The organism is bacterium, from assembly GCA_004299235.1.
Classification (GTDB): Bacteria; Chloroflexota; Dormibacteria; order Dormibacterales; family Dormibacteraceae; genus SCQL01.
Map to the genome: position 1 here is coordinate 1 of SCQL01000021.1, position 26,952 is coordinate 26,952.

At 68.9% G+C, this 26,952-nt stretch carries 29 protein-coding genes; 21 read left to right on the forward strand and 8 right to left on the reverse strand.

All coding sequences use genetic code 11. The features are described from left to right. Positions 1–432 (forward strand): HNH endonuclease (locus EPN29_05685; GenBank protein ID TAN33431.1); only part of this gene is annotated, 432 nt, incomplete at its 5' end. 49 nt (positions 433–481) lie between these two features. On the opposite strand, the gene EPN29_05690 is transcribed toward EPN29_05685, so the two are convergent. Together EPN29_05690 and EPN29_05695 are read right to left on the reverse strand one after the other, a co-directional pair. After that, entirely contained in the window at positions 482–1,300 is an 819-nt protein-coding gene (locus EPN29_05690; protein TAN33432.1) for a prolipoprotein diacylglyceryl transferase, read from the reverse strand. Further along, positions 1,300–2,706 carry a glutamate--tRNA ligase gene (locus EPN29_05695; GenBank protein TAN33433.1) on the reverse strand — a complete coding sequence of 469 codons (1,407 nt, stop codon included), beginning with the start codon at positions 2,704–2,706 and terminating at the stop codon, positions 1,300–1,302. Before EPN29_05695 ends, EPN29_05690 begins: the two co-directional genes overlap by 1 nt. Before the next feature lie 11 nt (positions 2,707–2,717). On the opposite strand from EPN29_05695, the gene EPN29_05700 reads away from it, so the two are divergent. From EPN29_05700 to EPN29_05715, 4 genes are read left to right on the forward strand one after another with little or no spacing between them, the layout of a single operon-like run. Then, complete coding sequence (locus EPN29_05700; GenBank protein TAN33434.1) at positions 2,718–3,491, forward strand: hypothetical protein; 774 nt, start codon at positions 2,718–2,720, stop codon at positions 3,489–3,491. Beyond that, positions 3,484–4,383, forward strand: a complete 900-nt coding sequence (locus EPN29_05705; protein TAN33435.1) for an alpha/beta fold hydrolase — start codon at positions 3,484–3,486, stop codon at positions 4,381–4,383. Before EPN29_05700 ends, EPN29_05705 begins: the two co-directional genes overlap by 8 nt. A 37-nt stretch (positions 4,384–4,420) precedes the next feature. Then, positions 4,421–5,092, forward strand: a complete 672-nt coding sequence (locus EPN29_05710; GenBank protein TAN33436.1) for a 1-acyl-sn-glycerol-3-phosphate acyltransferase — start codon at positions 4,421–4,423, stop codon at positions 5,090–5,092. A gap of 12 nt (positions 5,093–5,104) precedes the next feature. Next, positions 5,105–6,058, forward strand: a complete 954-nt coding sequence (locus EPN29_05715) for an NAD-dependent epimerase/dehydratase family protein (protein ID TAN33437.1) — start codon at positions 5,105–5,107, stop codon at positions 6,056–6,058. Here the strand turns inward: EPN29_05715 and EPN29_05720 are convergent. The 3 genes from EPN29_05720 to EPN29_05730 form a co-directional block, all read right to left on the reverse strand. After that, on the reverse strand, positions 6,027–6,299 hold the full coding sequence (locus tag EPN29_05720) for an Lrp/AsnC family transcriptional regulator (GenBank protein TAN33438.1): 273 nt from the start codon (positions 6,297–6,299) through the stop codon (positions 6,027–6,029). The two genes, EPN29_05715 and EPN29_05720, sit on opposite strands and share 32 nt — an antisense overlap. Positions 6,300–6,303: 4 nt before the next feature. Then, positions 6,304–7,287 (reverse strand): threonine/serine dehydratase, encoded by a 984-nt coding sequence (locus EPN29_05725; GenBank protein ID TAN33439.1) that lies wholly within the window; start codon positions 7,285–7,287, stop codon positions 6,304–6,306. Positions 7,288–7,486: 199 nt separating this feature from the next. After that, positions 7,487–7,852, reverse strand: coding sequence for a thioesterase (locus EPN29_05730; GenBank protein TAN33440.1), 366 nt, complete (start codon positions 7,850–7,852; stop codon positions 7,487–7,489). A gap of 23 nt (positions 7,853–7,875) precedes the next feature. Here EPN29_05730 and galU point away from each other — a divergent pair, with 23 nt between their 5' ends. From galU to EPN29_05745, 3 genes are all read left to right on the forward strand, one after another. Further along, on the forward strand, positions 7,876–8,757 hold the full coding sequence (gene galU / locus EPN29_05735; GenBank protein ID TAN33457.1) for a UTP--glucose-1-phosphate uridylyltransferase GalU: 882 nt from the start codon (positions 7,876–7,878) through the stop codon (positions 8,755–8,757). An 83-nt stretch (positions 8,758–8,840) separates the two neighbouring features. Next, on the forward strand, positions 8,841–9,110 hold the full coding sequence (locus EPN29_05740) for a hypothetical protein (GenBank protein ID TAN33441.1): 270 nt from the start codon (positions 8,841–8,843) through the stop codon (positions 9,108–9,110). Between the two features lie 39 nt (positions 9,111–9,149). After that, positions 9,150–9,368: a hypothetical protein gene (locus EPN29_05745; protein ID TAN33442.1), complete on the forward strand. Its 219-nt coding sequence runs from the start codon at positions 9,150–9,152 to the stop codon at positions 9,366–9,368. Here EPN29_05745 and EPN29_05750 read toward each other — a convergent pair. After that, positions 9,365–9,850 (reverse strand): hypothetical protein, encoded by a 486-nt coding sequence (locus EPN29_05750; protein ID TAN33443.1) that lies wholly within the window; start codon positions 9,848–9,850, stop codon positions 9,365–9,367. The genes EPN29_05745 and EPN29_05750 overlap by 4 nt on opposite strands. Before the next feature lie 107 nt (positions 9,851–9,957). On the opposite strand from EPN29_05750, the gene EPN29_05755 reads away from it, so the two are divergent. Beyond that, a complete protein-coding gene (locus tag EPN29_05755) occupies positions 9,958–11,112 on the forward strand; it encodes a CoA transferase (GenBank protein ID TAN33444.1) in 1,155 nt (384 codons plus the stop codon). Here EPN29_05755 and EPN29_05760 read toward each other — a convergent pair. Then, complete coding sequence (locus EPN29_05760) at positions 11,105–11,701, reverse strand: dephospho-CoA kinase (GenBank protein TAN33458.1); 597 nt, start codon at positions 11,699–11,701, stop codon at positions 11,105–11,107. The two genes, EPN29_05755 and EPN29_05760, sit on opposite strands and share 8 nt — an antisense overlap. Before the next feature lie 18 nt (positions 11,702–11,719). On the opposite strand from EPN29_05760, the gene EPN29_05765 reads away from it, so the two are divergent. Together EPN29_05765 and EPN29_05770 are read left to right on the forward strand one after the other, a co-directional pair. Beyond that, positions 11,720–13,033, forward strand: a complete 1,314-nt coding sequence (locus tag EPN29_05765) for an FAD-dependent oxidoreductase (protein ID TAN33445.1) — start codon at positions 11,720–11,722, stop codon at positions 13,031–13,033. A 10-nt stretch (positions 13,034–13,043) separates the two neighbouring features. Further along, positions 13,044–13,493, forward strand: a complete 450-nt coding sequence (locus EPN29_05770) for a hypothetical protein (GenBank protein TAN33446.1) — start codon at positions 13,044–13,046, stop codon at positions 13,491–13,493. Between the two features lie 29 nt (positions 13,494–13,522). On the opposite strand, the gene EPN29_05775 is transcribed toward EPN29_05770, so the two are convergent. Further along, entirely contained in the window at positions 13,523–15,136 is a 1,614-nt protein-coding gene (locus tag EPN29_05775) for a molybdopterin-binding oxidoreductase (protein TAN33447.1), read from the reverse strand. On the opposite strand from EPN29_05775, the gene EPN29_05780 reads away from it, so the two are divergent. From EPN29_05780 to EPN29_05825, 10 genes are all read left to right on the forward strand, one after another. Continuing rightward, the gene (locus EPN29_05780; protein TAN33448.1) at positions 15,090–18,008 is read left to right on the forward strand and encodes an FHA domain-containing protein; all 2,919 of its coding nucleotides are present in this window, start codon (positions 15,090–15,092) and stop codon (positions 18,006–18,008) included. The two genes, EPN29_05775 and EPN29_05780, sit on opposite strands and share 47 nt — an antisense overlap. Positions 18,009–18,085: 77 nt before the next feature. Further along, positions 18,086–18,760 carry an MOSC domain-containing protein gene (locus EPN29_05785; protein TAN33449.1) on the forward strand — a complete coding sequence of 225 codons (675 nt, stop codon included), beginning with the start codon at positions 18,086–18,088 and terminating at the stop codon, positions 18,758–18,760. 3 nt (positions 18,761–18,763) lie between these two features. Further along, entirely contained in the window at positions 18,764–19,204 is a 441-nt protein-coding gene (locus EPN29_05790; GenBank protein ID TAN33450.1) for a Fis family transcriptional regulator, read from the forward strand. A 70-nt stretch (positions 19,205–19,274) separates the two neighbouring features. Beyond that, positions 19,275–19,673, forward strand: coding sequence for a methylmalonyl-CoA epimerase (gene mce / locus EPN29_05795; protein ID TAN33459.1), 399 nt, complete (start codon positions 19,275–19,277; stop codon positions 19,671–19,673). Then, on the forward strand, positions 19,670–21,256 hold the full coding sequence (locus EPN29_05800) for a methylmalonyl-CoA mutase (protein ID TAN33451.1): 1,587 nt from the start codon (positions 19,670–19,672) through the stop codon (positions 21,254–21,256). The genes mce and EPN29_05800 overlap by 4 nt, the downstream gene beginning before the upstream one ends. Before the next feature lie 55 nt (positions 21,257–21,311). Further along, positions 21,312–22,874: an acyl-CoA carboxylase subunit beta gene (locus tag EPN29_05805; protein ID TAN33452.1), complete on the forward strand. Its 1,563-nt coding sequence runs from the start codon at positions 21,312–21,314 to the stop codon at positions 22,872–22,874. 128 nt (positions 22,875–23,002) lie between these two features. Beyond that, positions 23,003–24,139, forward strand: coding sequence for an ADP-forming succinate--CoA ligase subunit beta (locus EPN29_05810; GenBank protein TAN33453.1), 1,137 nt, complete (start codon positions 23,003–23,005; stop codon positions 24,137–24,139). Beyond that, positions 24,136–24,996: a succinate--CoA ligase subunit alpha gene (sucD, locus tag EPN29_05815; protein TAN33454.1), complete on the forward strand. Its 861-nt coding sequence runs from the start codon at positions 24,136–24,138 to the stop codon at positions 24,994–24,996. Before EPN29_05810 ends, sucD begins: the two co-directional genes overlap by 4 nt. Positions 24,997–25,017: 21 nt before the next feature. After that, positions 25,018–25,446 carry a DUF2752 domain-containing protein gene (locus EPN29_05820; protein TAN33455.1) on the forward strand — a complete coding sequence of 143 codons (429 nt, stop codon included), beginning with the start codon at positions 25,018–25,020 and terminating at the stop codon, positions 25,444–25,446. Between the two features lie 141 nt (positions 25,447–25,587). Beyond that, on the forward strand, positions 25,588–26,751 hold the full coding sequence (locus tag EPN29_05825) for an acyl-CoA dehydrogenase (protein TAN33456.1): 1,164 nt from the start codon (positions 25,588–25,590) through the stop codon (positions 26,749–26,751). Positions 26,752–26,952: the final 201 nt, after the last annotated feature.

Sequence of the window (26,952 nt, forward strand, 5' to 3'; positions counted from 1 at the left end):
AACGAGCTCGGCGCCCCCGCGGCCGACCTCGAGCTCTCGCTGCCGATCTCCACCCGGACGGTGGAGCGCCTGGCCTGCGACGCCGCCATCTCCCGCGTCCTGCTCGCCGGCTCGGTGGTGGTCGACGTCGGCCGGGCGACGCGGGTGGTCTCGGCGCCGGCGCGGCGGGCGCTGCGGATCCGGGATCGCGGCTGCCGCTGGCCGGGCTGCGACCGCCAGGTCAACTGGTCGACGCCGCACCACATCGTCGCCTGGAGCAAGAACGGTCCGACCAACCTGGGCAATCTCGTACTTTTGTGTTTCGCTCACCATCGCCTCGTCCATGAGGGCGGCTGGCAGGTGGTCAAGGCCGGGCGCGAGTTTCGCTTCCTTCCGCCCGAGCGGGTGGTGATGCGGCGGGCGCGCGGACCGGGTGTGCGCTGGGCGGCCTAGGCCGCGCTATCGCGGAGCCGGCGTCTCGCCTACTCGGGGATACGACAGGCTAAGCGTCGGCGGTGACGGAGCCGGGCGTGCTCGCGCGGGCTCGCCAGAAGAGGATCGGCGTCGCGATGACGGCGAGGCCGACCATCAACGCCGAAGCCAGCTGCGCCTGTCGAAGCCCGAGGAATATGGAGGGATCGGTGCGCATGAAGCTGAGCGCGAATCGACCGGCCGCGTAGAGCGCGAGATAGATCAATCCGACGACGCCGTCGGGCAGCCGCGCCTTCAGCCGCTGGTGGAAAGGGAGCAGGGCGCCGAGCAGCACCAGCGTGAGGATCATCTCGTAGGCGACCTCGGGATGGACGACCTGGCCGGGCTGGCCGAGCGTGTTGGGGTTGACGTAGTCGACGCCCCACGGCAGGGTCGTCGGCGTGCCGTGGTGCTCACCGTTGATCACATCGCCGATGCGGCCGATGGCGAGCCCGATCATGGCCCCGGCGCCGCCGGCGTCGATGATCTTCCAGTACGAGAACCGGGCGCCGCGCGCCCAGACGTAGGCGCCGACCATGGCGCCGAACAGCCCGCCCCACTGGCTGATCCCGCCTTCGGTGACGAGGAAGATGCGCCCGAGCTGGCCGGTGAAGAGCTTGAAGTTCTCCCACACGTAGAGCAGGCGCGCGCCGATCAGCCCGAGCACCACCATCCACGCGACCCCGTCGGAGCCGCCCGCGACGTCGACACCGTCCTTGCGAAGGAGCCAGAGCCCGAGCCTGGCCGCGGCCAGGATTCCGAGCACGGCGAAAACTCCATGCCAGGTGATCAGGACGGGCCCGAGGCGAAAGATGTTCGGATTGAGGTCGATGACGATGGTCAGGGGCATCAGATGCGAGCTTCCGCAACTCTGCGCAGGCGGGACAGGGCGACCTCCTTGGGCAGCAGCGCCAGCGTGTAGTCGATCGGCGGTGAGATCTTCTTGCCCGTCACCGCCTGGCGGATCGGCATGAAAGTCTTGTTCGGGCCGAGGCCGGATCTTTCCACGACGCCCATCAGGCCATCGTGGATGGGCGCCGGCTCCCAGGGCACGTCCTGCAGCACGCCGGCCGCCTCCCCGATCCGCGCCACGGCTTCGGGGTCGAGCGCCGGCGGGTCCGGATCGGTCCACAGGTACTCGAGCAGGTCCGCCGCCGCCTGAAGCTTGGGCAGGCGGGTCTTCAGCGCGGGCGCGGCGCGCAGGATCGTCGTCGCGTCCAGCCGGGGCAGAAACGGCGCCAGCCTCCGCGCCAGCTCCTCATCGGTGAGCGCCCGGACGTACTCCCCATTGATCCAGTCGAGCTTCTCCCAGTCGAACCGCGCGCCGGCGTGCTGCACGCGCTCGAAGGAGAAATCGTGGACGAGATCGTCGAAAGAGAAGATCTCGCGCGGGGTCCCCGGGTTCCAGCCCAGCAGGGCGAGATAGTTGAGCAGCGCTTCGGGCAGGTAGCCCTGCTCGCGGTACAGCAAGAGGTTCGCCTCGGGATGCTTGCGCTTCGACATCTTGCTGCCGTCCTTCGCCAGGATCAGCGGCATGTGCGCGTAGGCGACAGGCCTCGTGTAACCGAGGGCGTCGATGACCATCAACTGGTAGGGCGTGTTGGACAGGTGCTCCTCGCCCCGGATCACGTGGGTGATCCTCATGGTCGAATCGTCCACCGGGCTGGCGAACTGATAGGTCGGATAGCCGTCCGATTTCATGATGATGAAATCGCCGATGAGGTCCGCTTCGAAGCTCATGTCGCCGCGGATCATGTCGGTGAACTTGATCTGGCCGCCGGGCACCTTGAAGCGAACCGTGAACTCGGCCCGGCCCTTTGGCGGATCGTTCAGGCAGCGGCGGGAGTACCTGTAAGGACGCTTTTCCGCCAGCGCCTTCTTGCGCTCGGCGTCCAGCTCCTCCGGTGTGCAGTAGCACCGATAGGCCTTGCGTTCGCCCAGCAGGCGCGCGGCGTGCTGCTTGTAGACGTCGAGGCGCTCTGACTGCCGGTAGGGCGCGTCGGGGCCGCCCGTGTCCGGGCCTTCGTCCCAGTCGAGCCCGAGCCAGTGCAGCACCTCGTAGATGACGCGCTCGAACTCGGGCCGGTTGCGCTCCAGGTCGGTGTCGTCGACGCGCAGCACGAACGTGCCGCCATGCGCGCGCGCGAACAGGAGGTTGTACAGCGCGGTGCTCGCCGTGCCCAGGTGCGCAAAGCCGGTGGGGCTGGGCGCGATGCGCACCCTCACCGGGGGTCTGGAGACGTCGAGCACGGCCATATGCTACGGGGGTGCCTGGTTTGCTCGCCCTCGTCGGAGGCGACGAGTTCAATCCCGGCAACGAGAAGCAGGACCGCATGCTGGCGGCCGCCGCCGGTCCCGGCCCCGCGTTCGTCATCCCGACCGCGGCCGCGCGCCAGGAGCCGGAGAGGTCCGTGACTCACGCCATCGGCTGGTTCCGCCAGTTCGGCCTACGGTTGGAGGAGCTGCCGGTTTTGAGGCGCGGCGACGCGGTCTCGGCGTCGCTTGCCGCCCGCGCCCGCGCCGGCGGATTCTTCTACCTGGTCGGCGGCGACCCGGGGCTGGTCGCGCAGGTGCTGCGAGGCTCGGCCGTCTGGAAGGCGGTCTTCGAAGCCTGGCTCGAAGGCGCCTCCCTCGCCGGCTCCTCGGCCGGGGCGATGGCGCTGTGCGCTCACACCCTGGTCCGAGCCGGCTGGCCCAACCGTTCCAACCGCCGGCCGGCAGACGCCCTCGGGGTGCTGCCGAAGACCGCGGTGCTGCCGCACTTCGACACTTTCGGTCACCGATGGGTCGAATCGGCGCAGGCTGCCGCGCCGGGCATGACTCTGCTCGGCATCGACGAGCGCAGCGCGGTCCTCCGGGTCGATCGGTCGTGGCGAGCGGCGGGTCCGGGCGCGGTGACCGTCATCCGCGGCTCGAAGGTCGCGCGCTTTGCCTCGGGTGCCGAGGTGACGGGCCTTCCGGCGCCCGCCCGCAGGCTGCCGAAGGATTGGACCGCGCCTCACCGGAGCGCCTCCCTCGAGGGGGAGGGCGATATTGATTAGCTCGGCGTTCCGGCGGCCGGCCAAGGCGCTGCGTTCGGGAATGCTCGAGATGGGGTCGATCCGCGTGCATCACACCTACGGCGGCCGGGGATCGCCACTGCTGTTCATCCACGGCCTCGGCTCGTCCGGCTACATCGAGTGGCGTTTCAACCTGGCGGCGGCGGCGGCGCGCCATCGGGTTTACGCCCCCGACCTGCCTGGCTTCGGTCGCAGTGAGAAGCCGCGGGCGCGCTACGGCATCCCGTACTTCACGCGTTTCATCGTGCGGTACATGGAGGGCCGCGGGCTGCGTTCGGCCGCGGTCGTCGGCGCCTCGCTGGGCGGGAGAATCGCCCTGGAGCTGGCCCTCGAGCATCCGCGTCGCGTCAGCAAGCTCGTGCTGGTCAACGCACTCGGTCTCGGGCGTCCCAGGGTGCACGTGTCCTACGGGCTGATGACCATCCCCACGGTGGGCGAGGCTTGGATGAAAATCGCGCGGGGCGCGCTGCATTGGGCTCCGTCCGCGATGATCCGGCGCGTCGCCGGGCGTTACGCCGGTGTCAGCTCCGACCTCGACAGGACCATGGACGATGCGTACCTGCGGGACCTGCGCGAGCTGTATGCCGCCGAGGGCTACCACGACGCCTACCTCGCCACCGTGCGCTCGCTGGTGACGCCCGGCGCGCTGCTCGGAGCGCGCTACGACCTGACGGGCCGGCTGAGCGAGATCAAGGCGCCGGTGCAGCTGATCTGGGGTGCGGACGATCCGCTCTTTCCCACCGCACACGCGGCACGCGCCCACTCGCTGATCGCGCACTCCCGTCTCGCCGTCATCGAAGGCGCCGGCCACACGCCCCAGGCCGAACGCCCAGAGGAGTTCAACCGCGTCCTCCACGCCTTCCTCGACGCGTAGCGGCCACAGGACCTACACCGGACCGGAATACCGGGCGCTGGTTGGCGCCCCGATCGATCCGCTCGTCCACCCGGCCCCGCTCGCCCCGCCCCGCCTTTATCGGGTGGTGCGTCGCCTCTTGAGGTGGATCGTCCTCAGGCTCTTTCGAGTCACGGTCAGCGGCCTGGAGAACATCCCGGCGCCGCCGTTCATCATCGGCGCCAACCACCAGGCGTGGTTTGACCCGGCGTTCATCATCCCGTTCTTTCCCGACGCACCGGTGATCTACACGATGGCCAAGCGCGAGACCGTTTTCAACCGCGCCTGGAAGCGACGGCTGCTGCCCCTGATCGGCGTGTTCCCGATCTCGCCCCACCGCGGCGAGCTGGACGAAGCCGGCCTCCGCACCGTCTACCAGCTGCTGGACCGCGGTGGAGTCGTGCTGATGTTCCCCGAGGGCCGCTATTCACGCGGCCGGGCTCTGCGTCCGCTGAAGGCGGGGATCGGCCACTTCGCCCTGCAGGCCGGCGTCCCCGTCTGCCCTGTCGCCGTCCGCGGCACCGACGTCCTGCGGCCGTTCAGCCGGATCGACGTGACGATCGGCCCGCCGATTCAGCCCGATCCCCCCGCCTGGTGGGCGCTCGGCCGGCGTGTGGCCCGGCTCGTCGACAACGTGCAACGGGCGCTTGCCGCCAGCCTCCGCCGGCGTCGCGGTCAGCAGGCACCATAGAATCGGGCGGCTTTGCACCTCGTCATCGGCGCCGGGGAGTTCTTGGGCGATCACGTCTCCCGGACGCTGGCCGGCCAGGTCCCCGTCATCGAGCTGAGCGCGGATGCCGACGACGAGACGATGGCGGATGCGAGCAGCGCGGTGGAGGTGGTCGTCAACTGCGCCCAGTCATGGTCGCCGGCCCGCCGCCTGCGCTACCGCAAGGCGGCCCCGCCCGTCCTGCAACGCGTGCTGGCGGCGGCCCGCCGGGCGCGGGTGCGGCGGCTCGTGCATGTTTCCACGGCCGACGTCTACGGTCCCGACCACTTCGCGCGCATCAACGAGAAGGCAAGCCTGCGCCCGGCTCACGCGTACGAGCGCCTGAAGCTGCACGAGGAGCAGTGGCTGCTCGACGCGGCGCAGGACGTCGAGGTCGTCGTCCTCCGCCCGGGGCGGGTGTTCGGCGACGGCGAGGACTGGATCCTGCCGCGATTGATGGGTTCGCTCGCCAGAGGCCGCCTCTGGCTGCCGGGCGGCGGCCGGGCGGCGCAGACGTTCGTGTCCGCCGCGGACGTCGGCCGCGCCTGCCTGGCCGCGGCCGATCGGGGACGGCCGGGCCAGCGCTACCTGGTGGGTGGCTTCGACTCGACGTGGCGCGACCTCTTGGAGTCGGCGGCCCGCGCCGCCGGCATCGGCGCGGACATCGGGTCGCTGCCTTACGACCTGGTCTACCTAAGGGCGCTCGCGGCGGAGACGGTGAGCGCCGCCGGAGCTCTCGTCTGGCCCGGGATCTATGCCGTCGACGTGATCGGCAAGCCCCACCAGTACGACGACTCGCACTCGCGGCGCGAGCTCACCTGGTCTCCATCGGTGGGCAGCTTCGAGCAGGAGATGCCCACGATGGCTTCCTGGCTCGCGTCCCTGCCTGAGGTGGCCGCCGCGACGGCGGTGGAGCCTACTTCACCGCCAGGCAGGTCACCGTCTTGAACACGCCGTCGATCTTCTGGATCTTGTCCACGATCAGCGAGCCGATCGAGTTGACGTCCGGGGCCTCACAGACGGCGATGACGTCGTATTCGCCGGTGATAGCGTCCGCCGCCGTGATGCCATGGACGCCCTCCATCCTCTTGGCGACCTCAAGCGCACGTCCGGGTGAGGCGTTGATCAGGACATAGGCCTTCATGCGTGTACTCCCAAAAAGCTGATCGGAAAGGCGTTCAGCGTACATCCCGTCAACGCGATCTGAGCGCTCGCAGCATCACTTCGTCGGTGACATTGGCTCCCGAGAGGATGACGACCACCCTCTCGTTCGGGCTGGGGCGGTGGTGGTAGAGGAGCGCCGCAAGGGCGGCGGCGCCCGCCGGCTCGGCCAGCAGGTGCTCCCATTCGAACAGGAGTCGGATCGCACGCAGCATCTCCGAGTCCTGGACCAGCACGACCTCGTCGACATACCGCTGGGCGAGCTCGAAGGTCAGCTTGCCCGGCGCTGACGCGGCCAGCCCGTCGGCGATCGTGCTCACCCGCTCCAATGTGACCGCGTACCCCGACGCCAGCGAGCGACGCATGCCGTCCGCTCCCACTGGCTCGACACCGACGATGCGCACGCGGGGTTGCCTGGCCTTGAGGTAGAGGGCGATGCCGCCGATGAGCCCGCCGCCACCGACGGGGACCAGCACCGTGTCGAACTCCTCGAGGTCCCGCAGCAACTCGACCGCGATGGTGCCCTGGCCGGCGATCACGTCCGGGTCGTCGTAGGCGTGGACAAAGGTCGCACCACTGTCTGCCTGCGCCGCCAGCGCCTCCAGGTAGGCGCCGTTGTAGTTCCGGCCCGCCGGGATGACGCGCGCCCCAAAGCGCTTGATCGCCTCGACCTTGAGCGGGTTCGCGGTCTCCGGGACGAAGACGGTGGCCGGGATCTTGAAGGCCGCGGCGGCGTACGCGACCCCCAGGCCGTGGTTGCCCGCCGACGCCGTGATCACCCCCGCGGCACGCTGCTCCGCGGATAGGCGCATGACCCGGTTGAGCGCTCCTCGCACCTTGAAGGTGCGGATCGGTTGAACGGATTCGGCCTTGAGGTAGACGTGACACCGCGCCTTGTCGGTGAACGCCCTGGAGTACTGGAGTGGGGTGGGAGGGAGGTGGGCGCGCAGGGCCTTGGCGGCTTGCTCGACCTCTTTGGCGGTGACGCCGCCGGTCTCGGACTCCAGCTGCCTCATGGGAGCCAGATCATATCGGCGGATGGCGGAACTACCATCACGCCGTGAGCGACGACCTGGAGCGGGTGGCGCCGCAGGAGAGCGCCCGTGTCAAGGCCCGCGACAAGAAGGTTCGCGGTCCCAAGGTGGTCGCCGTGAATCCCGGCCTGAAGAAGCTGGCCCAGCATCTGGCGGAGAAGCGCCGCAAGCCCAAGCCGGCCTAGAAGTTCGCCGGGACGATGGCTCGCTTGTGGGTGCCCGACCCGAGCAGCTTGTCGCCCTGGCGGCATTCGACCTCGAAGTAGAGCTTGTTGCCCTTGACCTCGGTGAGGGTGGTGGTCACGACGACTGTACTGCCTGGGGCTGCCGGCGCCAGGTGACGCACGTGGACCTCATAGCCGACCGTGGTCTGGTCCTCGGGCAGCAATCCCGCCAACGATCGGTGGCTGGTGATCTCCATGAGGCCGATCATCGCGGGCGTCGAGAACGTGCCCTTGCCGCCGACGTGCGTGGTGAGCAGGTCGCCTTCGACGACTCGCTCCGCCCGCCCTTTCAGACCGGGTCGAATATCCTCCACCGGCGCCACGCGATAAATTGTCCGCGATGACGATGCCCCCGGTGCGCAAGGCGATCTTCCCGGCGGCGGGACTGGGGACACGGTTTTTGCCCGTCACCAAGGCCCAGCCGAAAGAGATGCTGCCGCTGGTCGACAAGCCGACGATCCAGTACGGCGTCGAGGAGGCCATCGCCAGCGGCATCGAGCAGGTCATCATGGTCACCGGCGGGGGCAAGCGCGCCATCGTCGACCATTTCGACCGGTCCCTCGAGTTGGAGCACTACCTGAGCCTGCGAGGTAAGGCTGACCTGCTGCGGATCCTCAGCGAGGTCGACGAGCTGAGCGACCAGGTCGACATCACGTACATCCAGCAGAAGGAGCCGCTGGGCCTGGGCCACGCCGTGTGGACCGCGCGCCGGCTGGTCGAGGCCGAGCCGTGCGCCGTGCTGCTCGCCGACGACGTGATCCTCGGCGAGGGCGAGCCCTGCTTGAAACAGCTGCTGGACGCGCATCGCAAGACCGGCGCCACGGTCATCGCGGTGCGCCGCTTCCCCCGCAGCCAGGTCGGACGCTACGGGGTCGCCGTGACCAACGGCAGCCGGGGCCGGCTCCACGACGTGATCGACATGGTCGAGAAGCCCGAGCCTGGAACCGAGCCGTCCGACCTCGCCATCATCGGCCGCTACGTGCTGACCCCGGCGGTCTTCGCCGAGCTCGATCGTGCCGAGCCGGGTGCGGGCCAGGAGATCCAGCTCACCGACGCCATCAAGCGGACCATCGGCTCGCACCCGGTGGTGGCGCTCGAATTCGAGGGCGACTACTACGACACCGGCACCGTGCCCGGGTATCTGCGCGCCAACCTGACACTGGCCATGAAGCGTGACGGTCTCAGGGAGGAGCTGGCGCCCCTCCTGCGCGAGCTCCTGAACGGCTGACAAGGGCGGTCGGAACGGGCGTGACGCCGGTCTATAATCGGTAGACGCTCAATGAGCCGCATCCCAACCCAAGTGATTTACCTATGGCTATTTCAGGAAGAAGAAGGTTCGACGACGAGAAAGTTGTTCGGTATGAGACCGCGGAGAAGGACTTCGAGGTCGAGGTTTCGCGCACCCTCAACAAGTGGTGCGTCACCGTCTACCAGATGCCGGACAAGCAGATACTGGTCCAGGATTTCTTCCCGGAGCGGTGGAAGGCGCTCGCCCGGGCGCAGGACTTCATCCGGCTCCTGAACCAGCGCAAGAAGAAGGAAGAGGAAGGCCTCGCGGGCTCTGGCGACGACGACTACTGATCGCGCCCGTCGCCGGCTAAGCCCTACAATTCAGCGCTCGTGAACTGGGCTTTCGTGCGGCAGGAGTGGGGTGCGGTGACCTTTGTGCTGACGGTCGTCGTCGGCATCCTCGTCGTCCCGATCGCTCTGTTCTTCGCCAACCAGGGTCCCGGGCCGATCGCGGTGCCCACGATCACCACCGTGAGCAGCGCCAGGGCCAGCGGCGCGGCAACGGCCAGCCCGGTGCCGATCTCGCCGAAACCCTCCCCGACTCCTTAACCGGCCAGCTTCCACAGCAGCTGCTCGCCGTTCGGCTGCACGATGTCCTCGAGCGGCAGTGTGATGTCCGCGATCGATTTCCGCTCCGCGGCGACGCGCATCTCGATCATCTCCGACAGGCGGAGGTGGGCGATGATCGCACAGTCGCGAAGGAACGTGAAGACCACCGGCCGCACCAGGTTGAGGATGTAATCGGCCGTCCGCGCGCCGTCCGACAGGGTTCGCCCGGTGATGCTGCGGTCGCGAAAGGCGAGCACGACGACCTCGTCGCTGAGCATGACCGGGCCGCTCCAAGCGTATGCGGCGGCGTCGGCCTCGCTCAGCAACTGGAGCAGCTCCGCGAGCCGGCGCATCGGCGGCCTGGGCCCTTCGATGAGCAGCGGCACGTCGCGGAGCGCCTCGTTGAAGGGCTGCGCCCGGTACTGGGCGGTGAAGCCGAGGTCGGAGATCCCCGCAAACGGTGCGGGGACCGTGATCGACATCTCGCTGAGATGAGGGTTGCTGGATCGCACTGGACGGGGTCCCTTCATGCCCTATTAACGCACGGCAGACCGCAAATGTCTGCGCTCGGGGAGCATTGACCACAGAATTGACCATGCCGCTGACGGGAATCCGCGTCCTGGACCTCACGCGGCTGCTGCCCGGACCTTTCTGCACGATGCTCCTGGCCGACATGGGTGCCGACGTCGTCAAGGTCGAAGAGCCGGGGGCCGGGGACCACCTGCGCTGGATGCCGCCACTAGTCGACGGCCGGAGCGCACTTTTCAACGCCGTCAATCGCAACAAACGCAGCCTCACCCTGGACCTCAAGACCGATGCCGGCCGTGAACTGCTCCTCCTCCTGGTCGAGGGCGCGGACGTGCTGGTCGAAGGCAACCGGCCCGGCGTCCTGGACCGCATCGGGCTCGGCTGGGCCGTGATCCACGCTCGGAATCCACGCCTCGTCATGTGCTCGATCACGGGGTACGGACAGGACGGTCCGTTTGCCGCACGCGCGGGCCACGACATCAATTACATGGCGACGGCGGGAGCGCTCGGCCTCAACGGCGAGCGAGCGCGACCGCCGGTGCCCCTGGCGGTGCAGGTTGCGGACGTCGGGGGCGGCGGCCTCCAGCCGGCGGTCGCCATCCTCGGCGCCCTGGTCGGCGTCCAGCGCGGGGGTGAGGGCCGGCGGCTCGACGTCTCCATGACCGACGGCGCCGTCAGCTGGATGGCGCTCGCGCTCGCCGCGAGGAGAGGAGGGGAGGAGGTCGGCCGCGGCGACCAGCGGCTGGCCGGCCGTCATCCGTGCTATCGCGTCTATGCCTGCAAGGACGGAGGCTTCTACAGCGTCGGCGCTCTCGAGCCCAAGTTCTGGAGGGTGCTCTGCGATGCGCTCGGCCGGCCCGACCTGATCGACCTCCAGTTCGCCGAAGGTGAGGGCGGGGAGCTCGCTCACCGGGCGCTGGAGGAGGTCTTCGCGTCGCGCACGCGCGCTGAGTGGGAGGACCGTCTGGCCGAGGTGGACGCCTGCTGCGAACCCGTGCTCGAGCTCGACGAGGTGGCTTCGCATCCGCAGATCGCTGCCCGCGGGCTGATCGCGAAACGCGAATCAGGCGTCGAGGTGCGGCCCGCGGTTCAGGTGCGGGCGGACTGGCGGCGCCGGGACCCGCCGGGGCTGGGCGAGCACTCCGCCGAGATCCTCAGCGAGGTCGGGGTCGACGGACCTCGCCTCGAGGAGCTCAAGCGCCAGGGGATCACGTAGGGCGCCGGCCGGCGGTCAGGCCCTGCCAGATCTTCCGCACCTGTTTGCGTGTCGCCTCCCGGCTCCCGCGGTTGTCGATGACGTGTTGGGCCCGCCGGCGCTTTTCCTCGATCGGCATCTGGGCGCCGATCATGGCGCGCGCCCGCTCTTCGCCGAGACCCCGGCCCTCGACCAGGCGTCGAAGTTGAATGCTTTCCGGCACGTAGACGAGCACGACTGAGGAGTACAGGCGCTCGAGCCCGTTCTCGAACAGCAGCGGGACGTCCTGCACCACGACCCCGGCGCCGCGCTCAGCGGCTTCGGCGGTCCGGGCGGCCATCCACTCCCGGACCCGCGGGTGCACGATGGCGTTCAGCCGGTCGCGGGCGTCGGCGTCTTTGAAGACGAGCTCGCCCAGCCGGGCGCGGTCGATGCGTCCGTCGCGCACGTAGCCGGAGCCGAACTCGCGCACGACGGCTTCAAATCCGGGGCTGCCGGGCTCGTAGGCGGCGTGGCTTGCCTCATCCGCGTCGATCACCTCGGCGCCAAGGCTTCGCAGCATGGCGGCCACCGTGGACTTGCCGGATCCGACGCCACCTGTCAGCCCAATGAGCTTCAATTGGCGTCAATGGCTGACGAGGATAAATTCGACGCGGTGGTCGTCGGCGCGGGACCGGCCGGCTCGGCGGCCGCGATCACCATGGCCAAGGCCGGGCTGCAGGTCGCGCTGCTCGAGCGGGGAGTCAAGCCCGGGTCCAAGAACGTCATGGGTGGCATCCTCTACAACCACTTCCTCGAAGAGATCGTAGGTGAGGAATGGAAAAAGGCGCCGCTCGAGCGCCCGATCATCGAGGAGCGGCGCTGGATGATGACGCCCGACGCCGCCATCGGGATCGACTACAAGAACCTGCGCAACCGGGAGCGCCCGCATTCCTTTTCCGTCCTGCGCGCCCGCTTCGACGCCTGGTTCGCGGAGCAGGCCGAGAAGGCGGGGGCGATGGTCGTGCCCGAAACCGTGGTCGACCGCCTGATCGTCCGCGGCGGCCGCGTGGTCGGCGTCGGGACCGGGCGCGGCGACGACCTGTACGCGGACGTCGTGGTGGTTTGCGAGGGCATCGGGCTCGGCGCGAGCCTGCTGGAGAAGACCGTCGTCGGCGGCGAACCGCTGCGCCGGAAGCTGCGCGCCAACGAGGTGGCGATGGCGGTCAAGGAGATCATGCAGCTCGACGCGGGGCGAATCGAGGAGCGCTTCAACTGCGAGCCCGGCGAGGGCTGCACCATCGAGTGCTTCGGCGATTCGACGATGGGCATGTCCGGGTTCATGTTCATCTACACGAACAGGGACACGCTCTCGGTGGGCGGGGGCGCGCTGCTGAGCGAGTTCAACTCCACCCTGCGCAGCCCCAACGATCTCATGGAGCACTTCAAGAACCATCCGGCGGTGAAGCCCTACCTTCGCGGCGCCGAGACGGTGGAATACCTGGCCCACCTCATCCCGGAAGGCGGCCATCGCGGCATCCCGAAGGTCTACGGCCCGGGATACCTGGTCTGCGGGGATGCCGCGATGCTTTCGAACCCGGTCCACCGCGAGGGCTCGAACCTGGCGATGGAATCGGGCCGGCTGGCCGGCGAGACGGTGATCCACGCCAAGGAGGTGGGCGACTTCTCGGAACGCCGGCTGGCCGAGTACAAGGGCAGGCTCGACAACTCCTGGATCATGGCCGACATGCGCAAGTACGACGGCGCCGTCCCGCTGCTCGAGCACAACCCGCGGCTGCTGACCAGGTACCCGCAGGTCGCCGATCGCGCCCTGGATGAGTTCTTCCGGGTGGACGGCGTCTCGAAATGGAAGAAGCAGTCGAACATCCTGAAGATGGTCCGCCGGGAGGGCATGTTCAGGATGGGCTGGGACACCGTCAAAGCCCTGTGGACCATGAAGTAGGCGAGGCGCGATGACCCGCAAGCGGACCGGCGACCCCTGGATGCCGGCGGCGGAATACGCCAAGCAGCTGACCGGCCTCACCCTCAACCTGATCGTGCGGGACATCCCCGCGAGCCTTCCGTTCTACACCGAGGTGCTCGGGCTCAGGTCCCTGTACAGCGATCCCGACTTCGCCGCGCTCGAGGGCGGGCCGGGCGTGCGGATCATGCTTCACGCCGATCACACGCTCGACCACAGCCCCCTGGAGGAGGCCCGGTTGAAGGTCGAGGGCAAGCGCGGCACCGGAGCCGAGATTCGCATTCTCGGCCTCGACCCGGATCAGGTCGAGGCGAGGGCGAGGGAACGGGGCTTCACGGTCAACATCCCGGCCCAGACCTTTCCCCACGGCTGGAGGGAGTGCCGGCTGGAGGACTCCAACGGCTACATGTTCGCGATCGGTGTGCTGCGGACCGCCGGCTGAAATTCCGGATGGCTCCGCGAGCTTCTGACTCAGCTCCGGGCCACGTCGACGCGGATCGCGTGGTACCCGCTGGCGCCGCTGGGATAGCTCGCCGCGGTGCGTTCGTCCTGCTCCAGGCCCATCCCGTCGGTCGCCCGGACCATCAGCTGGTAGGCGCCTTCGGATCCGGGCGCCCAGTCCGCCGTCCAGAGCACCCAGGTGAGGGCTGACAGCGGGGCGCCAAACCGCGCGGGGCTCCACGTGCCGCCGCCGTCGGTGCTGAACTCCACCTGGCTGATCCCGCGCGTGCCGGCGAACGCCACGCCGGCGAGTGAGACCGCGCCCAGCCTGACGACGTCGCCGTCGCGAGGGACGTCGAACCGCGCCGTGGTCTTGATCAGCGCGTTGTGATCCCAGCCCTGCTGCTCCCAGTAGCCCCCGCTTTCACGGCCGACCAGCTCGATGCCGTCCAGCCACTTCGGCCCTTTCATGCCGTAGTGGCCCGGGATCAGCAGGCGGGCGGGAAAGCCGTGGGCCGCGGGCAGCGGTCCGCCATCGAGGCCGTGGGCGACCAGGATCTCGGGCGCGCCCCGGATCAGGCTCATGGGCAGGCTTTCGGTGTAACCGTCGCGAGCTTTGAACGCGGCCCAGGTGCCCGCGGACTGGGGGCCCGCCATCGCCAGCAGGTCTCGAAGCGGCACGCCGGTGAAGCTGCCAGTGCTCATCAGGTTTCCGCCCACGTTGTTGCTGATGCACTCCATGGTCACGTACTCGCTGACGGAGGGCAGCGCGCGAATCTCGCTCAGGGAAAGCCGCATCGGACGGTCGACCAGGCCGCCCAGGTTGAGGCTCCAGCCCCGCTCGTCGACGGTGGGGTCGCTGAAGTTCTTCGAGACGACGTAGAAGTTCTCGATCGGCGTGATTTCGGGCGACGCCCCCGTCAGGCCGGCTTCGGGCGCCTTGAAGATCGCCCGGTACCAATCCGGCAGCAACCGCAGCGCCAGCGCTCCCAGACTGACGGCGCCGAGGGTGACGGGCAGGACGCTGAGCAACCTTCTGCGCCCGGCGTCCAGGCCGGTGGACGTGCCTGAGGGCCCGCCGCCCAGCTGCAGTACCACGCTGTAGACGGCGAACAGCGCCGCCCAGATCAAGGGCGTGGCCGGCCCGTCGGCCAGCCCGAGGAAGCCCGCGCCCGACAGCGGCAGCAGCACCGCGGTGACCAACGCCCACCCGCCCGCCGCAAAGGCTAGCCCCAGGTACTGGGTATGCCAGCGCAGACCGGCCAGCGCCCACGCCGCTCCCAGGCCGCCGAGCCCGGCGACCATCGCGGCGATCAGGCCGAACTCCTCGACCACCTTGCCGGCGTGCTGGAGCGTATCGATCAGGAACCCGAAGACGAAGCCGGGCATGAGCTCAAGGAGCGGTTGATTGAGGAGCTGAGGCAGCGGGCGCAAGCCGAGCAGCGGGTTGGCGAGATACATCAGCGCGACCAGGGCCAGCCCGGCGATCGCTCCCCAGCCGAATCCTCGAAGCGCGGTGCGGCGGTAATTCACCCGGACCATCACGACTGCTCTACCGGGCAAGGATACGGGCCCGGCTCCGAGCCGGCCGGCAAGGATGGCGGCAATACTGGTTAAATCGGGGGACGCCATGCCCGCCCCCATTGGCGCCGAGGATCTTTACCGCTTTCGCTGGATCGACCATGTCCGCCTGAGCCGGGACGGCGAGCGCGTCGCCTATCAGCTGAGATGGGCGGACGCCGACTCGCGTCAGAACCGAAGCCGGGTCGTCGTCCGCCGTCTGCTCGACCCCGAGCCGGTGGACCCCACGGCGGGTCCCAGACGCGACCACTCGCCCGAATGGTCGCCTGACGGCCGGCGGCTGGCCTTCATCAGCAGGGTTGGCGCGGCGGACCAGCTGTTCGTTCTGCCGGTCGCCGCGGGCGGCGAGCCGCGCCAGCTGAGCTCGATACCGGACGGCGCCGCCGATCCGCTGTGGTCTCCCGACGGCAGCCGCATCGCGTTCATCGGCAGCATGGCCGGCGATCCCGAGGCGGTGGTCGACGATCCGCGACCGCCGGAGAGCAGGGAGCAGGCGCGCCGCGCGCCGGTGGCGCGAGTGGCCCGCCGGCTCGACTACAAGCACGACGGCACGGGATACGTGGACGGCCGGCACCAACACCTTTTTGTCGTGTCCGCCGACGGCGCGAACGTCACGCAGCTGACCGGCGGAGCATGGGACGTGACCGGCTTCGACTGGTCGCCGGACAGCACCAAGCTGGTCGCCACCGGCAACGACGAGCCGGGCGCCGACCTGAAGCGGGAGCTCAACCTGTATCTGGTCGACCTCGAGGGCAACCGCCAGCGGCTTGGCGGAGGCTTCTACCTGAGCGCGCCGGCGTGGTCGCCTCGAGGCGACCTCATCGCGTTCATCGCGCCCAACGGCCTCGAGGCCGGGCTGCTCGAGCGCCTGTGGGTCGTGCCGCTGACCGGTGGCGGGCCGCGCTGCCTGACCGCCGGGTTCGACCAGGCGGTGCAGGACAGCGTCATCAACGACATGCGCGCCGGTCATGGCTCGCGGCTCAGCTGGTCCGCGGAGGGTGATCGAGTCCATTTCCTGGCCAGCGGTCCGGGCGTGACCGGGATCTACTCGGCGGACCTCGAGGGCAACGTCCGGCAGGAGGCCGGCGGCCAGCGGCGGATTTTTGATTTCGACGTCGCTTCAGGAGTCGTGGCGTTCTGCGCGTCTGACGTCTCCAACCCCGGCGACTTGCACATGCTCACCCAGGGGGCCGAGGCGCGCCTGACGGACCTCAACCCCTGGCTTCGCGATCGCTACGTGGCGCAGCCGGAGCACCACCAGTTCACGGCCCCGGACGGCTGGCTGATCGAGGGCTGGCTGTTGAAGCCGGATGGTTTCGATGCCCACCGGCTGCATCCGCTGGTGATGGAGGTTCACGGCGGACCGCACGGCCAGTACGGATGGACCTTCTTCCACGAGCTCCAGATCCTGGCCGGCATGGGTTACCTCGTGCTCTTCATCAACCCCCGCGGTTCGGACGGTTATGGCGAGGACTTCCGCCGGGAGGTCGTTCGCGACTGGGGCGGCAAGGACTATGCCGACCTGATGAGCGCGCTCGATCAACTGATCGAGCGGACCGGCTATGTCGACTCGGACCGGATGGGCATCGGCGGCGGGTCCTACGGCGGCTACATGACGAACTGGGTCATCGGCCAGACGGATCGTTTCTCGGCCGCGGTCTCGATGCGCTCGATCTCCAACCTCGTGAGCGAGTACGCGCAGCACGACATCGTCGTCTGGGGCACTCTCGAGCTCGGGCCGCCGCCGTGGCCCGACCTGGACGAGCTGTGGCGGCGCTCCCCCATCCGATACGTGCAGAACATCCGGACGCCGCTGCTGCTGACCGCCGGCGAGATGGACCTGCGCTGCGCCATATCGCAGTCCGAAGAGCTCTTTGGAGCCATGCGGCTGCTGGGCAAGACGGTTGAGCTGGTGCGTTTTCCGGAGGAGTCGCACGATCTGTCGCGAAGCGGTCGGCCCGATCGCCGGGTCGAGCGCCTGCGGCGAATCGCCGGCTGGTACGAGCGATTCCTGGGCACCGCCGCGACCGATCGGACGCTCGAGGCGGCGACGCAGGTGCTGCCGGTTCCGGTTACGGCCGATCGCGAGCTGGGGACCGCGACGGTGTCGATCGGCACCCTCAGCCCGGCTGAGTCCGAGATCACCCCCGAGCCCGAATCCGAATCCGCGCCCGAGCCCGAACCTTCACCGCCAGCCGAAGGGCTTCCCGTGTTCCCGGATTCCGCGGTCGAGATCGAGCCTTCAGCCCCCGAGCCTGAGCCGGCGGCGAGCATGCCGGACCCGGTCGCCATGGCGCCGGACGGCGAATCCGCCGCCGCGGGGCCCCAAGCGGCGGCGACCGAGCCGGCCGCGAGTGCGACCGAACCTTCGGTCGCCATCTTCGAGGGGCCGCAAGCCGCCGCCGCGGCCGAACCGCCGCCGTCCTCTCCGGCGGCGGTGTCGGATCCGGTGTCCCAGACCGCCATCGCGTGGCCGGGCGGCGCCGTCCATGGGCGGCCGGGCAACGGGACGCAGCCGGCCTCGCCGCAGACCTTCGAGGAGGCGACCTCGATCATTCCGGCCTGGCAGCCACCCGGCTCATCGAAGGCCACCGTCTCAATGCAAGCCGTGCCGCCTGAGGCGATCACCGCCGGCACCGGATCCGGCGCGCGGCTCACGTTCGAGTCAGGGCCGTTTGCCGGGCGGATCGTGACGCTCGCCAACCAGATGGTCAGTGTCGGCCGCGCCCCCGACAACGACGTCGTCGTCGGGGACCCCGCGACCTCGGGTCATCACGGGAGGATCGAGGTCCGCTCAGGGGCCTTCTGGCTCAGCGACCTGGGCAGCACGAACGGGACGTCGGTCAACGGCGAGCCCGTGATCGAAAAGCAGCTCTCCGACGGCGACCTGATCGCCATCGGTCTGAACACGATCCGCTTCACGCTCGGAACCTGAAGGCTCCCGGTCGGGCGGCGCCGGCGCCGCGCACTCGGCCGCGGCTCGGCGCCGCGGGCAGCTAGGCTTTGGCGTTGATGGCTTCTGTCGTCGAGGTCTGGCGCTACCCGGTCAAATCCATGGCGGGTGAACGCCTGGATTCGTGCCTGGTCACCGAGAACGGACTCGAGGGCGATCGCCGCTGGGCGCTGGTCGACGGAGCGCCGAACCGAGCCGGCAAGCCGCTCACGATCCGCCAGCACGAGCGGCTCATGACCTTCCGGGCCCGGCTCGTGGACCACACCGCTGAGATCGTCGGCCCCGCGGGCGAGATCCACACGCTCGACGACAGCCTGGTCGCCGGCCTCGCGCGGGACGCGGAGCGACCCCTGACCTTGCGCCACGATGACGGCGGGAACTTCGACGACTCGCCGGTGCTGGTCGTGAACCTGGCCACGGTGGCGGCGTTCGGCCGCGACGCCGGCGTGGCCGTCGACCACCGCCGCTTCCGCGCCAACCTTTACGTGGGTGGGCTGGAGTCCGAAGAGGAGGTGGGCTGGCTGGGTCGCCGTATCCGGGCCGGCGATGCCGAGCTGGAAGCGGTGAGCCGATGCGAGCGGTGCGTCGTCATCACTCGAGATCCGGACACGGCCACGGCGTCTCCCGAGCTCCTTCGGGTGCTGGCGCAGACACGTGAGACGCGAATGGGCGTGTACTGCCGGGTCGTGCGGCCGGGACGGGTGGCGGTGGGCGACGTGATACAGGCCGGATGATTGATGAGCGGGGAGGAGAGCATGGCGGTCAAGGCGTTCTCGGCTGAGTGGGCCGAAGAGTTCAAGGACGAGATCAACAGGTCCAGCGTCTACCGAGCCGCCGCGAAGGGCTGGAAGTGGACCGTCGGCCTGGTCGTCGAAGCCGAGCCGGACAAGCGGTTCCCGGAGGCGCTCGGCGTGGTCATGGACCTCTTCGACGGTGAGGCACGCGACATCAAGGTCGGATCGGCCGGCGACGCGCAGAGGTGCGATTTCGTGATCACCGCTCCGTACTCGCGCTGGAAGCAGGTCGCGACCAAGCAATTGGACGCGACCCGGGGCATGCTCCAAGGCAAGCTCAAGCTGAAGGGCGATCTGCCGACCATCGTGCGCTACACCAAGGCCTCCCAGGAGATGACCGAGTGCACGACGCGAGTCGCGGTCGAATGGCCGGACGAAGGGTAAAGGCGGCGGCGGCCCAGCCCGCGATTTTCCGCCGCGGCTTCGAGAAGGACGCTGGGCCGACAATATGTCCGTGCTGAACCGCATCCACCACGTGGGCGTGGCGGTGGCCGACCTCGACGCGGCGATTCAGCTCTATCGCGGCGCGTTTGGAGCCGAGCTCGTGCATCGCGCAACGAATGAGAAAGAGGGCCTGGAGGCGGCGTTCCTGCGCGTCGGTGACGGTGAGGTCGAGCTGATGGCGGCGCTGCGCGAGGATTCGCCCGTGGGCAAGTTCATGGCCAGGCGCGGTCCCGGCCTGCACCACGTCGCTTACGGCGTCGCGGACATCGAGCGAGCGCTGGCGGAGGCCCGCGGCGCCGGCCTGGAGCTGATCGACGCCGAGCCGCAAGTGGGCATGCATGGGTCGCGCATCGCGTTCGTGCATCCCAAGAGCCTGGGCGGGGTCCTGACGGAGCTCGTCGAGACATGATTCGCGACAGCGGGGATCCCCTCCTTAGAAACGACAGCGGCCTGCCGCTCAAGCCGGTCTACTCGGTCGAGGATCGGCGGTCTGAAGAATCGCTGCCCGGGGCCTTTCCGTTCACGCGCGGCATCCACAAGAACATGTACCGCGGCCGGCTCTGGACGATGCGCCAGTACGCCGGCTTCGGCACTGCCGCCGAGTCGAACGAGCGCTACCGGTTTCTCTTGCAGCAGGGCCAGACGGGGCTCTCGGTGGCGTTCGATCTGCCCACCCAGATCGGCTACGACTCAGACCATCCCATGGCCGATGGCGAGGTCGGCAAGGTGGGGGTGGCGATCGACTCGCTGGAGGACATGGAGATCCTCCTCAAGGGCATACCGCTCGACAAGGTCTCGACCTCGATGACCATCAACGCCACCGCCTCGATGCTCCTGCTGCTCTATCAGCTGGTGGCGGAGAAGCAGGGATGCCCGCCGGAGAAGATCACCGGCACCGTGCAGAACGACATCCTCAAGGAGTACGCCGCGCGCGGCACGTACATCTTTCCGCCCCAGCCGTCGATGCGGCTGGTGACCGACCTGTTCGCCTATTGCGGCCGCAACCTGCCCAGCTGGAACACGATCTCGATCTCCGGGTATCACATCCGGGAGGCCGGCTCGACCGCCGCGGAGGAGATCGCGCTCACCCTCAGCCATGCCGCGGCCTACGTCGAGGCGGCACAGGCCGCGGGCCTTGCGGTCGACGACTTCGCGCCTCACCTCTCGTTCTTCTTCGCCGCGCACATGGACTTCTTCGAGGAGGTGGCCAAGTTTCGCGCCGCCCGCCGCATGTGGGCGCGAATCATGCGCGAGCGCTTTCACGCCGCCGACGAGCGCGCGCAGGCGCTTCGCTTCCACACGCAGACGGGGGGCGTCACGCTGACCGCGCAGCAGCCGCTGAACAACGTCGTCCGGACGGCTCTCGAGGCGATGAGCGCGGTGCTCGGCGGCACGCAATCGCTGCACACCAACGGGTACGACGAAGCGCTCGGCCTGCCGTCGCAGAGCGCCGCGGAGCTGGCGCTGCGGACGCAGCAGGTGATCGGTTATGAAACCGCCGTGCCGCTGGTCGCGGATCCGCTGGGCGGCTCGTATTACGTCGAGAACCTCACCGACCGGGTCGAGGAGGAGGCGCTCGCGATCATGGCCGAGGTCGACGAGCTCGGGGGAGCCGTGGCCTGCATCGAGAGCGGCTGGACGCAGCGTCGCATCGCCGACAGCGCCTACAGGCTGCAGCGACGGATCGAGTCAGGCGAGCGGGTGGTGGTCGGCGTCAACCGCTACGCCAGCTCGGATTCAGCAGCGGTCGAGATCATGAAGATCAGCCCGCGTCATCAGGTCGCCCAGGCTCGCGCCCTCAAGCGCTTGCGAGCCAAGCGCTCGCAGGCCGCGGTCGACCGCCGCCTTGCCGACCTCGAGCGTGCCGCCCGCGGGGCCGACAACCTGATGCCTCCGATCAAAGCCGCGCTGGCCGACTACGTCACGATCGGCGAGTGCTGCGCCGTGCTGCGTGGCGTGTTCGGCGAGTACCGGCCCAGCGAGGCTGCCTGACCGGCGGCGCCCGCAAGGAGGAAGTGATGCCGCGCCGGGTGTCCAGGGAGCGCAGTTGACGACGCCGCGTGGTCGCAAGGTCGATCCGCTCAACGACCTGCGCCAGCGCCAGTACGAGGCCGGGCACGGCGATGCGGAGGCGTTCAGGCGCCAGCATGCCAAGGGCAAGCTCACCGCGCGCGAGCGCATCGCGCGCCTGGTCGATCGCAACTCCTTCGAGGAGATCGACCTGTTCGCGACGCATCGCGCTCGCGGCTTCGGTCTCGAGAGCAAGCGCGTCCCCGGCGATGGGGTCGTCACGGGCCTGGCCAGGATCGACGGCCGTGACGTGATGCTCTTCAGCCACGACGCTTCGGTGTTCGGCGGCTCCCTCGGCGAGGTGTTCGCCGAGAAGGTCATCAAGGTGATGGACCTGGCGATGCGCAACCGGATCCCGATCATCGGGATCAACGACTCGGGGGGCGCTCGGATCCAGGAGGGTGTGGTCTCGCTCGCCGGGTATGCCGAGATCTTCTGGCGGAACGTCGAGTCGAGCGGCGTGATCCCGCAGCTGAGCCTGATCCTGGGCCCGTGCACCGGGGGCGCCGTGTACTCGCCCGCGATCACCGACTTCACGTTCATGGTCCACGAGGTCGGATACATGTTCATCACCGGTCCGGAGGTCATCCGCGTCACCACGGGCGAGGAGGTGACGTTCGACTCGCTCGGCGGGGCAGAGGTCCACAACGTCAAATCGGGCGTCGCCCACTTCCTGGCCGAAACCGAGGACGACTGCTTCGCCCAGGTGCGGCGGCTGTTCAGGTACATCCCGCAGAGCTGCGAGCAGCAGCCACCGACCCTCCAGCCGACCGACGACCCGGAACGGGCGGCCCCGGGCCTCGCCACTGTGATCCCCGACAACCCGAAGGAGCCGTACGACATCAAAAACGTCGTCGGCATGGTCGTCGACGGCGGCGACTTCTTCGAGGTGCAGCCGTTCTACGCCATGAACATCGTCGTCGGGTTTGCGCACCTGGACGGGCATCCGATCGGGGTCGTGGCCAATCAGCCCAAGGTGATGGCGGGAGCGCTCGACATCAACGCCTCGGTCAAGGCGGCGCGGTTCGTCCGTTTCTGCGACGCGTTCAACATCCCGCTCGTCACGTTCGTCGACGTGCCGGGATTTCTTCCGGGAACCGCGCAGGAGTACGGCGGCATCATCCGCCACGGCGCCAAGCTCTTGTATGCCTTCAGCGAGGCCACGGTGCCCAAGCTGACGGTGATCACGCGCAAGGCGTACGGCGGCGCGTACTGCGTCATGTGCTCCAAGCACATCCGCGCTGATTTCAACGTCGCCTGGCCCACGGCGGAGATCGCGGTGATGGGGCCTGAGGGCGCGGTGAACATCGTTTTCCATCGGGAGCTGGCGGCCGCGGCCGACCCCAAGACGCGCAGGCGCGAGCTGGTGAGCGAGTACACCGAACGTTTCGCCAACCCCTACATCGCGGCGGAGCGCGGGTACATCGACGACGTCATCGAGCCGGGCCGCACGCGCGGCGAGCTGATCCGCGCGCTGAGGATCGCGCTGCGCAAAGAGCGCCGGCGCAGCCCCAACTGGCACGGCAACATGCCGTTGTGAGGGGGCGCCCCGCCCGCCTGCCGCGCAGCCGCATGCCGTAGCTTCTTAGACTTATGCGGTGCCGCGACAGGACCTACGAGGACGCCGGACCTCAGACGACCGCTTCCGCATGAGCGCCGCGGCCTGATTTGAAGCTCCTCGAGTATCAAGCCAAAGAGGTCCTGGCCTCGCTTGGCATCCCGATCCCTCCCGGGAGAGTCGCGCACACGCCCGACGAGGCGGCGGCCGCCTGCTCAGAGCTCGGCCCCGTGGCCGTCAAGGCCCAGGTCCCGGTCGGCGGGCGTGGCAAGGCCGGCGGCATCAAGCTCGCCAAGTCGCCCGGCGAAGCGCGGCAGGCGGCGGCTCAGATCATCGGCATGGACATCAAGGGCTTCAAGGTGCCGCTGGTCTATTGCGAAGCGGCCCTGGAGATCGAGCGCGAGGTGTACCTCGGCTTCACCGTCGACCGGGACGCCCGCGCCAACATCCTGATGCTGTCCGCCAAAGGCGGCATGGACATCGAGCAGGTGGCCGAGGAAGCGCCGGAGTCGATCGCGCGTCTCTACCCCAACCCCTGGCGCGGCCCGCTCGACTTCGAACTCACCCGGCTCGTCTTCGAGGCCGGTCTCGGGGAGCTGGCGCGGCCGCTGACCTCGCTCATCAAGAAGCTGTACCGCGCGATCCCCGAGCTCGACGCCGTGACCGCGGAGATCAATCCCCTGGTCGTCACGAAGAAGGGAGAGGTGATCGCCGGGGACGCCAAGCTGGAAACGGACGAGAACGCGTCCTGGCGGCATCGAGACCTCGAGGCGCGATACGGCGCGTTGCTCGAGGGCGACCGGTACGAGGTCGAGGCCAAGAAGCGTGCCCTGACGTACGTCTCGCTGGACGGCGAGATCGGCATCATCGGCAACGGCGCGGGCCTGTGCATGGGCACGCTCGACCTGGTGCAGCGAGCCGGTGGGCGCGCGGCCAACTTCTGCGACATCGGCGGCGGGGCGAAGGCTGAGGTGGTGGAGAACGCGCTGGCCGTGATCCTCATGAACCCGCGTGTCAGGGGCGTGCTGATGAACGTGTTCGGAGGCATCACCCGTGGCGACGAGGTGGCCAAGGGCCTGGTCGCCGCTCGCGACAACCTGAAGATGAAGCTGCCCCTGGTCGTCCGGATGAGCGGGACGCGCGAGGAGGAAGGGCGGCAGATCCTGAAGCAGAACGGCATCGAGCCGGGCGCCAGCGCCTGGGAGGCGGCCCAGAAGATCGTCGAGCTGACCAGGGTCAGCGCATGAGCATCCTTCTCGACTCCTCCACCAAGGTGATCGTCCAGGGCATCACCGGCCGCGAAGGCACGTTCCATGCCGAGCAGATGCAGGCGATGCACACCCGGCTGGTCGGCGGCACGAGCCCGGGCAAGGGGGGGACGACTCACCTCGGCGTGCCCGTCTTCAACACCGTGGCCGACGCCGTCGAGGCGACGGGCGCCACGGCGTCGGGCATCTTCGTCCCGCCGCCTTTTGCCGCCGACGCGATCATGGAGGCCGCGTCCGCCGGAGTGACGCTCATCGTGTGCATCACCGAGGGCATCCCGATCCAGGAAATGATCAAGGTCAAGGACTACCTTCGAGGCTATCCGGCCGCGCGGCTCATCGGCCCCAACTGCCCAGGCCTCATCACCCCTGGCGCCGCGAAGATCGGCATCATCCCGCAGCGCATCACCAGATCCGGCCCGGTCGGGCTCGTGTCGCGCAGCGGCACGCTGACCTACGAGGTCGCATCGGCGCTTTCCGCGGCCGGACTCGGCCAGTCGACCATCGTCGGCATCGGCGGGGACCCGGTTCTGGGGCTGACCTTCCGCGACGTGGTCGAGCTGTTTGAGCAAGATCCCGCGACCACCCACCTGGTGGTGATCGGCGAGATCGGCGGCAGCGACGAGGAGCACGCCGCGGAGCTGCTGGCTCGCGGCAGCCGGCTCAAGACCGTGGCCTTCATCTCGGGGCGGACGGCGCCCGAGGGCAAGCGCATGGGCCATGCGGGCGCGATCATCTCCGGCAATCGAGGCACGGCCAAGAGCAAAGAGGAGGCTTTTCGCAGGGCCGGCGTGGCGGTCGCCGAAACCACTGACGAGCTCGTCGGACTTCTGCGCTAGCCGGCGGTAGACTCGCCTCACATGGCGTTGCCGATCTCCCTCGCCAGGGCGCGGCCTGGCGACCGCGCGCGCGACCTCTCGCTGCTGGGTGGACTGGTGCTGTGGCTCGTCTACACGCGAGTCTTCTGGGTCCTGCAGGCGGCTCACCTGACCGTCCCGCCGTGTCCGTTCTACTACCTCACCGGGCATCCCTGTCCCTTCTGCGGCGGCACACGGTCGTTCGCGTACATGTGGCAGGGCGACATCTCGGACGCCGTGAGGCTCTACCCGCTCGGTCCCGCGCTTTTCGCGGGGACGGTCGCCGGCGTCGCCGGGCTCGCGGCGGGCGCGTTGAGCGGGCGAACGTGGGTGCCGCGTCTCACGCGCACGCAACGGCGGCTGCTGCCGCTCGGGGTCGTGAGCGCGGTCACGCTGAGCTGGGCGCTCAAGGTCTTCGTCCTCGGCAATTAGTCTTTGCCGGCTGAGCCCGGACGGATGTGATCCGCCGGTTCTGGTCAGGCGCCTCGGCGTACGCGTCTTGCGCCTGGGTCGTGCCGGCCACGGGGCCGGATGCCATCCGTCGACAGGCCCGCTCGTGCAACGATTGCGGCGATGGATTTCGAACTGACCACTGAGCAGCGGGCGATTCGCGACACATGCAGGGACTTCGCCCGTGAGGTGGTCGCGCCCGCGGCCGAAGAGCTCGACCGCGAACACAAATTCGGCTACGACATCGTGCGCCAGATGGGCGACCTCGGCCTGTTCGGCCTGCCGTTCCCCCTGGAGTTTGGCGGCGCCGGCGGCGACTTCCTCTCGCTCTGCCTGGCGATCGAAGAGATATCACGCGCCGACACCGGCGTCGGCATCACGCTCGAGGCGGCGGTCTGCCTCGGCGCCTCGCCGATCCACGCGTTCGGGACCAAGGAGCAGAAGGAGCGGTGGTTGCCAGACCTGCTCGCGGGGCGCACGCTCTGGGCTTTCGGGCTGACCGAACCGGAGGCGGGTTCCGATGCGGGCGCCACCGGGACGCGAGCGGAACTTCGCGATGACCAATGGGTGATCAACGGCGCCAAGCAGTTCATCACCAACTGCGGGACCGACATCTCCGCCGGGGTGACGGTGACGGCGCTCACGGGCAAGGGCAGCGGAGGTCGCCCCGAGATCAGCGCCATCATGATTCCGACCGGAGCCCCCGGCTACCACGTCCGCGAGCCGTATCGCAAGCTTGGGTGGCACTCGTCCGACACTCATCCCCTCAGCTTCGAGGACTGCACCGTGCCGGGCGAGAACCTGCTGGGCGCGCGAGGCGGTGGTTACCGGCAGTTCCTCCACACGCTGATGGGCGGCCGCATCGCCATCGCGGCGCTGTCGGTGGGCCTCGCGCAGGCGTGCCTCGACGCCTCGCTCGCATATGCGAAGGAGCGGCGAACGTTCGGCAAGCCGATCTCCAAGCACCAGGCGGTCCAGTTCAAGCTCGCGGACATGGCGATGGAGACGGAGCTCGCTCGCACGATGGTGTACCGAGCCGCGACCGCGTACATGCAGGCTGGGTCCGAGAGCACAGACCAGACGCGCATGCTGGCCGCGATGTGCAAGCTCTACGCGTCGGAGACGTCCAAGCGGGCGGCCGACCAGGCGGTGCAGATACATGGCGGGTACGGCTTCATGGAGGACTACCCGGTCGCTCGCTACTGGCGGGACGTGAAGATCAACGAGATCGGAGAGGGGACTTCGGAGGTCCAGCGCATGCTCATCGCCCGCCTTCTGGGCTGCTAGCCCTCCACGGCGGAAGGGTGCCGGGCGGAGAGTAACTGGGAACGGGGCGTGCGCTGGGGCTTGGAGGCCGCCAAGGGGGGCCGGTGGGGAAAAATCGCCCCTCTCCCCTGCGGGGAGAGGGTCAGGGTGAGGGGCGCGAGCTCGCTGCCGCCGCGGGCAGAGGTTTCTTGGGATTTACAGCCTTCTTTGCTTGACGCCCGA

What these genes read in the sequence shown, in the direction of transcription:
- EPN29_05770 (TAN33446.1), top strand. Translation starts at nt 13,044, where the DNA reads ATGACCCGCAAGCGGACCGGCGACCCCTGGATGCCGGCGGCGGAATAC.
- EPN29_05785 (TAN33449.1), top strand. Translation starts at nt 18,086, where the DNA reads ATGGCTTCTGTCGTCGAGGTCTGGCGCTACCCGGTCAAATCCATGGCG.
- EPN29_05720 (TAN33438.1), bottom strand. Translation starts at nt 6,299, where the DNA reads ATGTACGCTGAACGCCTTTCCGATCAGCTTTTTGGGAGTACACGCATG.
- sucD (TAN33454.1), top strand. Translation starts at nt 24,136, where the DNA reads ATGAGCATCCTTCTCGACTCCTCCACCAAGGTGATCGTCCAGGGCATC.
- EPN29_05725 (TAN33439.1), bottom strand. Translation starts at nt 7,287, where the DNA reads ATGAGGCAGCTGGAGTCCGAGACCGGCGGCGTCACCGCCAAAGAGGTC.
- EPN29_05750 (TAN33443.1), bottom strand. Translation starts at nt 9,850, where the DNA reads ATGTCGATCACGGTCCCCGCACCGTTTGCGGGGATCTCCGACCTCGGC.
- EPN29_05800 (TAN33451.1), top strand. Translation starts at nt 19,670, where the DNA reads ATGATTCGCGACAGCGGGGATCCCCTCCTTAGAAACGACAGCGGCCTG.
- EPN29_05790 (TAN33450.1), top strand. Translation starts at nt 18,764, where the DNA reads ATGAGCGGGGAGGAGAGCATGGCGGTCAAGGCGTTCTCGGCTGAGTGG.
- EPN29_05690 (TAN33432.1), bottom strand. Translation starts at nt 1,300, where the DNA reads ATGCCCCTGACCATCGTCATCGACCTCAATCCGAACATCTTTCGCCTC.
- EPN29_05820 (TAN33455.1), top strand. Translation starts at nt 25,018, where the DNA reads ATGGCGTTGCCGATCTCCCTCGCCAGGGCGCGGCCTGGCGACCGCGCG.
- galU (TAN33457.1), top strand. Translation starts at nt 7,876, where the DNA reads ATGCCCCCGGTGCGCAAGGCGATCTTCCCGGCGGCGGGACTGGGGACA.
- EPN29_05775 (TAN33447.1), bottom strand. Translation starts at nt 15,136, where the DNA reads ATGGGGGCGGGCATGGCGTCCCCCGATTTAACCAGTATTGCCGCCATC.
- EPN29_05825 (TAN33456.1), top strand. Translation starts at nt 25,588, where the DNA reads ATGGATTTCGAACTGACCACTGAGCAGCGGGCGATTCGCGACACATGC.
- EPN29_05740 (TAN33441.1), top strand. Translation starts at nt 8,841, where the DNA reads ATGGCTATTTCAGGAAGAAGAAGGTTCGACGACGAGAAAGTTGTTCGG.
- EPN29_05780 (TAN33448.1), top strand. Translation starts at nt 15,090, where the DNA reads ATGGCGGCAATACTGGTTAAATCGGGGGACGCCATGCCCGCCCCCATT.
- EPN29_05765 (TAN33445.1), top strand. Translation starts at nt 11,720, where the DNA reads ATGGCTGACGAGGATAAATTCGACGCGGTGGTCGTCGGCGCGGGACCG.
- EPN29_05695 (TAN33433.1), bottom strand. Translation starts at nt 2,706, where the DNA reads ATGGCCGTGCTCGACGTCTCCAGACCCCCGGTGAGGGTGCGCATCGCG.